The sequence below is a fragment of the Streptosporangium canum genome, from assembly GCF_900113865.1.
In the GTDB taxonomy this organism is placed as follows: domain Bacteria; phylum Actinomycetota; class Actinomycetes; order Streptosporangiales; family Streptosporangiaceae; genus Streptosporangium; species Streptosporangium canum.
This window is the reverse complement of record NZ_FOQY01000040.1, coordinates 57,627-68,243: the sequence shown is the minus strand read 5'-3', so window position 1 is coordinate 68,243 and position 10,617 is coordinate 57,627. Positions and strand designations below refer to the sequence as shown.

The following is a 10,617-nucleotide window of genomic DNA, read 5'->3' as shown; positions in this document are numbered from 1 at the left end:
GGGCTCCTGCTCCATCATCAACGTCAAACCCGGCCGGATCGGCGGCTACCTCGAAGCCCGCCGCATCCACGACCTGGCCCGCGCCCACGGCGTCGCCCTGTGGTGCGGCGGCATGCTGGAGACCGGCATCGGCCGCGCCGCCAACCTCGCCCTGGCCGCCCTGCCCGGCTTCACCCTGCCCGGCGACACCTCCGCCTCCCGCCGCTACTACGCCACCGACATCACCACACCGTTCGAGCTGCACGAGGGCCACCTCGACGTCCCCACCGGCCCCGGCATCGGCATCGACCCCATCCCCGACATCCTGGAGGAGGTCACCACCTCCACCGAATGGATCACCCTCTGACGGCCGACCAGGGCGATCACACCACCCGTTGAGGGCCGCGGCGGCGCTCGGCGCCCGGATCGTCCCGGGCGGCCCCCGGCGTCTCGGGGCCGGACGCCGAGCGGAGACGTACGGTCTTCAATCCCCTTCCATGTGGCATCAGAGCTTGCCGAGGCCGCGGGCGAGGATGGCGGCGGTGTCCGCGATGACCTTGTCGTCGGCAGGGGCGTCCGCGGCCCTGCGGTTGGTGTAGATCGACATGATGATGGGGGCGGCCGACTTTCCGGGCCAGACGACCGCGACGTCGTTCCCGGCCCCGTACTTCGAGTTCGTGCCGGTCTTGTCGCCGACCGTCCAGGTCTTGGGCAGGCCCGCGCGGATGCGGGCGTCCCCGGTCTTGTTCGCGATCAGCCAGGCGTTCAGCCGCTCCCTGTCCTTGGCGTCGAGGGCGTCACCTGTCGTGACCGCGCGCAGGTCACGGCCCATCGACGCGGGCGTCGTGGTGTCCCGCTTCTCCTTGGGGCTCCAGTTGTTGAGCTCGGTCTCCCACCGGTCCAGCCGGGAGACCGGATCCTTCAGCGTATGGAAGTACGCGGTCAGCCCGGCGGGGCCGCCGATCTGCTTCAGCAGCATGTTGGCCGCGGTGTTGTCACTTCGGGTGATGGCCGCCTCGCACAGCCGGGCGACGGTCAGCCCGTCCTGCACGTGCTTCTCGGTGCCCGGGGAATGCTCCTGCAGCTCGGCGCTCGTCCAGTGCACGACCTTGTTCAGCAGGCCGGGGTCGGAGGTGCGGGCCTTGTGCAGCACGGCCGCCGCCGCGATCGCCTTGAAGGTGGACAGCAGCGGGAAACGCTCGCCCGACCGGTACGTGACCGTCTTTCCGGTGGCGGTGTCGACGGCGTACGCGCCGATGCGACCCTTGAAGGACGCCTCCAGCGTGCGCAGCTCCTTCCTGGCCCGGGCTGCGTCCGGCGCCGCCCGCGTCGCTGCCGCCGGTGCCGCCGCCGGCGTCGCCGTCAGTGTCGTCGCGGACGGAGCGGCGGACGCGTGACCGGTCGTGGCGGCCCCCGTCAGAGGGATGAGCACGAGTGAGGCCAGCGCCGGCAGCGGGGCACGTCGGATGAGCTGGGTGGGCATGGGCATGCCTTCCGTCTGCGGATCGGGTGCGACGGGAAGTCTCGCGCCGTCCTTTGACGCCGTCAAAGCGCGTGGTTGACGTCCCGGGCGAACCGGGACTCCTCACGCTTGCGTCAGGCGCGCCTGAGGCGGGGCACCGCCTCAAGCAGGGAGCGGGTGTAGCCGTTCCGGGGCGAGCCCACCACCTCTTCGGTCGCCCCCATCTCGACCAGCCTGCCCCGGTGCATCACCGCGACGACATCGGAGACGTAGCGGACCACGGCGAGGTTGTGCGAGATGAACAGCATCGACAGCCCGAGCTCCTCGCGCAGCGAGCGGACCAGGTTGAGCACCGAGCCCTGGACGGAGACGTCCAGGGCGGAGGTGATCTCGTCGGCGACCAGCAGCTCGGGGCGCGCGCCCAGCGCCCGGGCGACCGCCACCCGCTGCCGCTGGCCGCCGGACAGCTCGCGCGGGTAGCGCCCCGCCATCGAGGCGGGCAGCGACACCAGCGACAGCAGCCGCTCCACCTCCGCCTGGCGGGCGGCGCGGGGCACACGGAGTCCCTCGGCCACCGACGCGCCCACGGTCATCCGCGGGTCGAGGGAGGCATAGGGATCCTGGAAGACCATCTGGATCCGGCGCGGATCGCCGCCGGTGATCTCGCCGGTGTACGGCACCAGCCCGGTCACCGCCCTGGCCAGCGTGGACTTGCCCGACCCCGACTCCCCCACCAGGCCGACGATCGCCCCTGCCGGGATCTCCAGCGTGACGTCGTCGACGGCGGTGAACGCGCCGAACCGCACCGTCAGGTTCTTGATGATCATGAAGCCTCCCAGCAGGCGACCTGGTGCGCCTTGCCGTACGGGATCAGGGGTGGGCGCTCGGCGCAGCGGCCGGTCGCCAGCTCGCAGCGGGCCGCGAAGGCGCACCCCGGGCCGAGCTCGGCGGGTGAGGGCTGATGGCCGGAGATGCTGGCCAGCGGCAGGGACCTGTCGGTGTCCATGTCGGGCAGCGAGGCGACCAGCGCGCGGGTGTAGGGGTGCGCGGCGCCGGAGGCCAGCTTCTCCACCGGCAGCTCCTCGACCACCCGGCCCGCGTACATCACCACGACCCGGTGGCACAGCTCGCCGACCACGGCGATGTCATGGGAGATGAACAGGGTCGCCGCGCCGCTCTCGCCGGTCACCTCGCGCAGCAGGCGCAGGATCTGCCGCTGCACGGTCACGTCGAGGGCGGTGGTCGGCTCGTCGGCGATGATCAGCCGCGGCGTGCCCATCAGGCCCATCGCGATCACCGCACGCTGCCGCATGCCGCCGGACAGCTCGTGCGGGTGCTGCCGGGCCCGTCTGTCCGGCTCCGGGATGCGCACGTGCCTGAGCCGGTCCACGGCCCTGGCCCTGGCCTCGGCGCGGCTCGCGCCCTGGTGCACGGTCGCCACCTCCGCGAGCTGGCCGCCGACTCTGAGCGCCGGGTTGAGCGAGGCCATCGGGTCCTGGAAGACCATCGCCAGCGACGTGCCGAGCAGCTTGCGGCGCTCCTGTTCCGGCAGCTCGCCGAGGTCGGTGCCGCACAGCCGCAGCCGTGCCGCGCTCACCTCGCCCGGGTAGGGCACCAGCCCGCCGATCGCCGACGCGGTCAGGCTCTTGCCGCTGCCCGACTCCCCCACCAGGCCGACGATCTCGCCGGGCGCGACGGTCAGCGACAGCCCGCGTACCGGCGTCACGCCGCCGGGGAAGGTGACGGTGAGGTCCCGCACCTCCAGAACCGCCTCCGGGTCGGGCTCGCCGAGCGCTCCGGGCGCGGAGACGGCCCGTGGGACGGCCTTCCCGGCCGGTACGGCGGTGCGCGACGCGGCGCGTGCCAGGACGTCCCCCAGGAGGTTGAACCCGATGCCCGCGAGCGCCACCGCGACGGCGGGGCCGAGGGCGACGGCCGGGGTGGAGTAGATGCGGCCGAAGCCGTCGAACAGCAGCCGTCCCCAGTCGAACGACGGCGGCTGCACGCCCAGGCCGAGGAAGGACATCCCGGCGAGCCCGAGCAGCGCGCCGCCCAGTGCCTGGGTGAGGTTGAGGATCAGCGGCTCGGCGATGTTGGGCAGGACGTGGCGCGCCATGATCCGCCGCCGGGGGACCCCGAGCATGCGGGCGGCCGAGACGTAGTCGGCCCCGGAGACCGAGGCGGCGAGCGTCTGGGTGAGCCGGGCGAAGCCGGGCGCGATGGCGACGCCGATGCCCAGCACCGCCCCTCGCGCGCCGAGTCCCGCGACCACCGCGGTGAACATGGCCAGCAGCAGTCCCGGGAAGGCGACCAGCGCGTTCACCGTACCGGTGACCAGACGCGCGGCCCTGCGGGGCAGCACCGAGGGGAGCGCGCCGAGCACGATCCCGCCGATCGCGCCGATGAGCGTGGCCAGCAGGGCGAGCACGAGCGAGAGCCGCCCGGCGACCAGCACCCGGGCGAGGATGTCGCGGCCCAGGTTGTCGGTGCCGAGCGGGTGCGCGGCCGAGGCTCCCTGGAGAATGACCGCGGGGTCGATGCGCTCGGCCTCGGCGCCCCAGATCGGCGGCCCGGCGATCGCCAGGATCACCATGAGCCCGACCAGCGTGGTCCCGGCGAGCCCGGCGGGGGTCCGCAGCAGGTGCCGCATCAGCTCTCCTTCAGGGCGGACGTGGGGTCGAGCACGCCGAGCAGCAGGTCGACGAGGAGGTTCACCGCGAGCACGATCGCGCCGTAGACGAGGATCACGCCCTGGGCGACCGGGTAGTCCTTCTGGGTGATCGACTCCACGATCCGCAGGCCGAGACCCGGCCACGCGAAGACGTACTCGACCAGCACGCTTCCGGCGATCAGGCTGGTGAGCAGCAGACCGCCCACGGTGAGCGTCGCGGTGAGCGTATTGGGCAGGACGTGCCGCACGTACAGCCGGGCGGCGGGCAACCGCTTGGCACGCGCCAGCCGCACGTAGTCGGTGCCCAGCTCGCGCAGCGTCTCCACCCGGGAGATCCGGGCGATCATCGCCGCCGGCGCGATGGCCAGGGCGAGAATCGGCAGCACGTAGGATTCGGGCCCGCCCCTGCCGGCGGGCGGGAACCAGCCGAGGCCGATCGCGAACACCGTCACCAGGGCGATCGAGTAGAGGAACTCGGGCACCGCGACGGCCGCGCCGGTCGCGGAGGTGAAGGTCGCCTCGGTGCCCCGGTTGCGGCCGTTCTCGGTGCGGACCCCCGCCCACATACCCAGCGGCACCGCGACGAGCAGGGCCACGACGGTCGCGAGCAGGGCGAGGACGAGCGTGTTGGGGAGCCGGGCGGCGATGACCTCGCCGACCGGTTCCCCGCTGAGGAAGGACGTGCCGAACTCCCCGCCCAGCACGTTGCGGACGTAGGACACCAGCTGGGACAGGAGCGGCTGGTCCAGCCCGAGCGCGGCCCGCCTGGCGGCGATCAGCTCGACCGGCGCGGCGGGGCCGAGCGAGGCGCGCACCGGGTCGCCCGGGATCAGGTGGATCATCGCGAACGACGCGACGAGCAGCACGGCCAGCGAGATCACGAAGCGGACGAGGTGCCGCAGCACGAACGCGCCGCGCGTCCGGCCCGGGAGCACCCGGCCGGCGAGCAGGCGCCCGCCGGCCGGTGGGCGAGTGGTCCCGGCCACTCAGCCCGCCTCGGTCATCCGGATGGAGGTCGGGATGAACAGGCCCGCCATCATGTCGAACTTCGCGTTCTTGGCCGCGGTCAGCACGGTGGTCTCCACGACCGGCACCAGGTCGGCGTTCTCGAACAGCGCGGACTCCGACTCCAGCCAGAGCGCGCAGCCCTCCTCGGCGGGCTTGAGCTGAGCCTCGGCCACCAGCTTCTCGTAGCGGGCGTTGGCCAGGTGGGAGAAGTTGGCGCCCTTCGGCGCCGCCGGGCCGGACAGGAAGCCGACGAGCTGCGTGGGAAGCGTGACGCCGATCGGCAGCCAGACGACGTCCCAGTCCTGGGTGGCGTTGAGCGACTCCGACAGCTTGGTGTCGATGACGCCGTTCAGCTTGACATCGACGCCCGCCTTCTTCCACGCGGCGGCGAGGTATTCGGCCGCGGCCAGCACGCCCGGCCCCCTGGTGGTGGCGTAGAGCAGGCGCAGCTCCAGCTTCCGGCCGTCCTTGGCGCGGATGCCGTCGGCGCCGGCCTTCCAGCCGGCGGCGTCCAGTGCGGCGCCCGCGGCGGCCGCGTCGAACGCCGGGACGTGGCCGGTGACGGTGTCGCCCTGGCACGGCCGCGGCTCCAGCACCAGTCCGGTGGCCGGGCGGCCGGTGCCGGTGGAGGCGATCCCGGCGAGCTCCTTGAGGTTGATCGCCTGGGTGAGCGCCTTGCGCACCGCCGGGTCCTTGGCGGGCCGGTCGTCTCCCTGATGGTAGAAGAACTGCCCGTTGCCCGCGGCCTGGACGGTCTTGCCCATCCCCGGGCTGGCCTCCAGGCGGGCGCGGTCGGGACCGTAGACGACCGCGCCGTTGAGGTCACCGGAGATCAGCAGGTTGGCGGCGGTCTGCTCGTTCGGCACGACCTTCAGCACGACCTTGGCGGGCAGTCCCGGCTCCTTCGTGGTGGCGCCGCCCGGCCCCCAGGTGTAGTCCTTGCGGATCTGGAAGGTGTAGTGGTCGCTGGGCACCGCCTCGGTGAGCGTGTAGGGCCCGGAACCGGAGGTGCCGCGGGCCAGCACCGACCGGTCCTCGACCCCCTTGCCGCAGACGATGAACACCAGCGGGGTGCTCTGCAGGATGAAGCTGAAGGGCTTCGGGGTGGAGAGCGTCACCGTCCCCGCCGCGTCGTCCGCCTCGGCCTTCATCCCGGTGGGCACCAGCACGCCGTAGATCGGCGATTTGGAAGCCGGGTCGGCGATGTGGTTGACATTGGCGGCCACGTCGGTGGGGGTGAGCTTGGAGCCGTCGGAGCAGGTGACGTCCTTGCGGAGGGTGAAGGTCACCGAGTCGGGTTTGACGTCCCACTTCTCGGCCAGCCCAGGGATGATCTTGCCGTCGGGACCGATGCGGGCCAGCGTGTCGTAGGCCAGCGACAGCACGGTGTTGGTGACCGAGAGCACCCCCATGGCCGGGTCGAGCACCCCGGGGTCGCTGCTGATCGCGAAGGTGAAGGTGCCACCGCCGGCGGATCCGCCTGACGGGGAGTCCGCCGTACCGCCGCACGCGGCCACGGACAGGCTGAGGGCGCCGAGCACGGCCGCCACTCCTGTGTTTCTCATCGGGACTCCAGGAAGGTGGGGGTGATGCCCCACATTTGCCGTTTCCCGGCGATCCTTCTTCGTCCTCCGCCACGAAAAGCCTGAGATCCATCGTGCTACCGCCCGAAGAGCCGCATCTGGAGCATCACGGTCAGGCGCGCCTCGGGATCGGCCAGATCCAGGCCGCTGATCTCGGCGAGCCGCTTCAACCGGTAGCGGAAGGTGTTGGCGTGCACGTGCACCCGGGCCGAGGCGGCGTTGACGTCGCCGAACGCGTCCAGGTAGGCCCGCAGGGTGGCGACCAGCTCGCTGCCGTGCTCCGCGTCGTGGCTCACCAGCCGTTCGTAGGGGCCGGTGGGGACCTGCTCCTCGGCCTCCACCAGGTCCGACAGCCGCAGCAGCAGCGCCTCGAAGTGCACGCCGGTGTAGCCGGCGACCGCGCCGGACGCCTCGCGGGCGCGCAGCACCCGCAGCGCCCGGTCGGCGTCGGCCCGGGATCTGGCCACCTCGGCCAGGTTGCCCGCCAGACGCCCCACGCCGATGTTGGCCGCGTGCCGGGGGCCGACACGGACGAGGAAGCTCTCGGCGACCCGCACGGCCCGCGCCTCCTCGTCGCCGCCGCCGGCGTGCAGCGGCAGTACGGCGTAGGCCACCGAGCCGACCAGCGCGGCGGCGGCCTTGGGGTGGATGGCCCCGACGTGCAGGGCGAGCGCGTCGCAGAACCGCTGCCGGTCGCTCTCCCGGTGTGCGGCGTCGGCGTGCGGTCCGCCGCTGAGCTGGGCCGCGAGCACGCACAGCCGCCCGCTGGCGACGCCGAGCCGGCCGGCCGCCTCGGCCGCGTCCCTGCCGCCCGCCAGCACGGTGGAGAGCAGGTCGGCGCGGAGCCTGCGCCTGGTGTCCGCCCCGGCCCGCTGCCGGAGCAGCTGCAGCGCGACGATCTTGGCTGCGTCGGCGAGGGCGCGCTGCCGCTGGTCGCTCAGCGGCTCCCGCACGGCGGCCCAGATGGAGCCGAGGATCTCGTCCCCGGACCGGACGGCCACCGCCGCCCGGTTGATGCTGTCGTCGTCCAGCTCCATGTAGATCGGCTCACGGCTCTGGTAGAGCTGGCGGAAGAACCCGCGTTCCTCCAGCATCCGCCGGTACCGTTCCGGCACCTGGCGGCCGAGCACGGTCTCCACCCTGCCGGGATCGGCCTCGTCCTGCCGCCCGGAGTAGGCCAGCACCCGCGATGACCGGTCCTCGATGGTGACCGGCGCGTCCAGGAGCGCGCACACGGCGTTGGCCAGCGCGAACAGGTCGTCCGGCGGGGCCTCCCCCGGTTCGGCGAGGTCGCCCTCCGCCAGCAGGGAGCGCAGCAGCGCGGCCACCTGCGCCCAGGAGGCGGCACGGGTGAGACCCAGCACCGCCACCCCGGTCTCCAGGACCTTCGCCCGGACGAGCTCGTCGACGTCCACCGGTTGCTTGACGACGACGCCCGCCGCCGGGCCCGCCGCGTCGAGCAGGGCGCAGATCTGCTCGGCACGGTCGACCCCGACGGCGAGCAGGATGCCCCCCTCGGGGAGCAGCAGCTCGTCGAGGGGGTCGTAGATGTGCACGCCCGTGACCTCGGCGTCGAGCTCTCCGGGAGAGGCCGCCACGTCCAGCACGGTGCTGCCCAGGTCTTCCAGGATCCGCTGCAGACTGGCCCGGGGCCGGTTGGTCATCCGTTCACGATAACGGACATAGAGCGACATTATTCTCTTAGGTGATCAATGGCCACACGGGCCGCATGGCCGATCACCCTGTCGGCCTTGGGCAACCGGAGACCGAGCGAGCCGGTCCGCAGGAAGACCGCGACGGCGTAGCGCCTCCCGTCCGGATACTCCACGACACCCGCCTCGTTGCGGACGCCCCAGAGCGTGCCGGTCTTGCCGGAGACCTTCACCTCGTCGCCGAACCCGGAGGAGAGCCGGTGCGGCCAGATCTGGCTGCCCATGATCCTCCGTACCTCCGCGCAGGCCTCCGGGGGGCCGGCCTCGTCCCGCCAGATCTTGCTCAGCAGGGTCGTGATCTCGCGGGGCGTGCCCGAGGTGGTCCGTTCCGGATCCATGACCGACAGCGCCCGGATCCGGTCCTCGCTCACCCCGGCGAGCGCCTCCTCGTCGGAGACGCCCTGCCCGCCGGAGAGGCCCAGCTCGACCGCGACGCTCCCGAGCAGCTCGGCGCAGCCGCCGATCAGGCGGGTGCGCTCCAGCCCGAGCTCGCGCAGCGTGGCGTGCAGGTTGCCGAGCCCGACCCGGCGCAGCAGCACGTCGGTGGCCGCGTTGTCGCTCATGGTCATCATGAAGTGGGCCAGGTCGCGCAGGGTGAGCGAGACGTCGTCGGCGCAGCCGGAGGTGCCGATGCCGCCGTCCTTGTCGGCGGCGGTGACGGTCAGCCGCTCGGTGCGCTCCAGGGTCCCGGCCGCGGCCTGCCTGGCGTACTCCAGGACGATCGGGACCTTGAACACCGAGGCGAGCACGACCGGCTCGTCGGCGCCGAGACCGATCTCGGCGCCGCCGTCGACGTCGCGGACGTGGATGAAGCCCTCCACGTCCGCGTCGCCGAACGCCTCACGCAGCGCCTCACGCACGGGGCAGCGCCCGCCCGTTGTGGAGGTAGGCGGCACGGCCGTCCTCCACCACGAAGGTGATCGTCTCGTGCCCGCCGTCCCGCGGCTCCGCCGCGACGAAGGAGTGGCCGGAGTGGTGGACGAAGCGGGTGGTGGTGCGCGGGGTGCCCGCCCTGACCATGAACTCGCCGGGGATCAGGGTGACGTCCAGGCCGCCGTCCGCCTCGGCCACCTCGTAGGCGATCATCGGCCCCTCGTACCTGCCGGTGTACGGCGTGGGGTCCACGACCCCCGGCCTCGCGGCCGGGACCGGGAACTCCGGGACCGCGAGCCCGGTGGCCTCGCGTATCACCGGCAGCACCACGTCGACGAGCAGGCCGAGGAAGCCCCCGCCGTTGGCGCTCATCGCGATCGCGAAGTCCGCTCCCGGCACGACCCGCCAGAACGTGCTCTGCCCGATCGTGCCGCCGTCGTGACCGTAGACCTCGCCGCCCCAGTCGAACAGCTCGAAGCCCAGACCCCAACGGTCGGCCAGCAGCCCGGAGATCCCGGGCACGTCGACCTGCCCGGTCCGCATGGCCGCGACCGACTCCTCCGACAGCAGCCGGGTGCCGTCCTCCGCGAGACCTCCGGCGACGAACATCCGGCCGAAGCGGACCAGCTCGCGCGGGGCCAGGCACATGGTCGAGCCAGCGGGGGCGTTGGAGCGCGGCATGTCCCACCTGTGGTGGACGACGCCCTCGGGGCCGACGTGACCGGCCGCCGCCCGGAACAGGATGGCCTCCTCGGGAAAGAGCGCCGAGTGCGTGGCACCGAGCGGATCCAGCAGGCGCTCGCGCATCACCCGCTCCCACGTGGTGCCACGCACCCGCGCGACCAGGGCGCCGAGCACGCAGTACCCGGCGTTGCAGTAGGAGAACATGGCGCCGGGGGCGTGCACGTGGCCCGCGTCGTGCAGGAAGTCCACATACTTGTCCAGGCAGTCGTCGCCGCGCCCGGTGTCCTCGAACAGGTCGCCGTCGAAGCCGCCGGTGTGGGTGAGCAGGTGCCTGACCGTGATGACCTTCTCCGCGCCGTCGGCGACGGCGAACCCCGGCAGGTAGGCGCCGACCGGGCGGTCCAGCTCGACCAGCCCCTCGTCGACGAGCTGCATCACGAGGGCGGCGGTCCAGACCTTGGTGGTGGAGCCGACCTGGAAGACGCTGTCGGTCGTGGTCTCCACGCCGGTGTTCCTGTTCACCACGCCGGTGGCGACCTCGACGAGCCGGCCGCCCGTCCAGACGGCGAGCGCGGCGCCGGGCACGCCGTGCCGCCGTGCCGCCTCGTCGAAACGCTCCTGCAGGTTCTCAAGCACGCCGGCTCC

At 72.8% G+C, this 10,617-nt stretch carries 9 protein-coding genes; 1 reads left to right on the top strand and 8 read right to left on the bottom strand.

The features are described 5' to 3' along the window. Positions 1 to 346: enolase C-terminal domain-like protein (locus BM085_RS36955; protein ID WP_281249905.1), on the top strand; the 346-nt coding region annotated here is incomplete at its 5' end. 138 nt (positions 347 to 484) lie between these two features. Here the strand turns inward: BM085_RS36955 and bla are convergent. From bla to BM085_RS36915, 8 genes are all read right to left on the bottom strand, one after another. After that, positions 485 to 1,462 (bottom strand): class A beta-lactamase, encoded by a 978-nt coding sequence (bla, locus tag BM085_RS36950; protein ID WP_093891423.1) that lies wholly within the window; start codon positions 1,460 to 1,462, stop codon positions 485 to 487. Between the two features lie 113 nt (positions 1,463 to 1,575). Beyond that, on the bottom strand, positions 1,576 to 2,268 hold the full coding sequence (locus BM085_RS36945) for an ATP-binding cassette domain-containing protein (RefSeq protein WP_093891422.1): 693 nt from the start codon (positions 2,266 to 2,268) through the stop codon (positions 1,576 to 1,578). Continuing rightward, entirely contained in the window at positions 2,265 to 4,091 is a 1,827-nt protein-coding gene (locus BM085_RS36940) for a dipeptide/oligopeptide/nickel ABC transporter permease/ATP-binding protein (protein ID WP_093891421.1), read from the bottom strand. The genes BM085_RS36945 and BM085_RS36940 overlap by 4 nt, the downstream gene beginning before the upstream one ends. Further along, a complete protein-coding gene (locus tag BM085_RS36935; RefSeq protein ID WP_093891420.1) occupies positions 4,091 to 5,098 on the bottom strand; it encodes an ABC transporter permease in 1,008 nt (335 codons plus the stop codon). Before BM085_RS36935 ends, BM085_RS36940 begins: the two co-directional genes overlap by 1 nt. Continuing rightward, a complete protein-coding gene (locus tag BM085_RS36930; protein WP_093891419.1) occupies positions 5,099 to 6,685 on the bottom strand; it encodes an ABC transporter substrate-binding protein in 1,587 nt (528 codons plus the stop codon). A 95-nt stretch (positions 6,686 to 6,780) separates the two neighbouring features. Continuing rightward, on the bottom strand, positions 6,781 to 8,367 hold the full coding sequence (locus BM085_RS36925) for a PucR family transcriptional regulator (protein ID WP_245789918.1): 1,587 nt from the start codon (positions 8,365 to 8,367) through the stop codon (positions 6,781 to 6,783). Positions 8,368 to 8,396: 29 nt separating this feature from the next. Beyond that, complete coding sequence (locus BM085_RS36920; protein WP_093891428.1) at positions 8,397 to 9,275, bottom strand: serine hydrolase; 879 nt, start codon at positions 9,273 to 9,275, stop codon at positions 8,397 to 8,399. Next, a complete protein-coding gene (locus BM085_RS36915; RefSeq protein ID WP_093891417.1) occupies positions 9,268 to 10,608 on the bottom strand; it encodes a serine hydrolase domain-containing protein in 1,341 nt (446 codons plus the stop codon). Before BM085_RS36915 ends, BM085_RS36920 begins: the two co-directional genes overlap by 8 nt. Positions 10,609 to 10,617 lie beyond the last annotated feature (9 nt).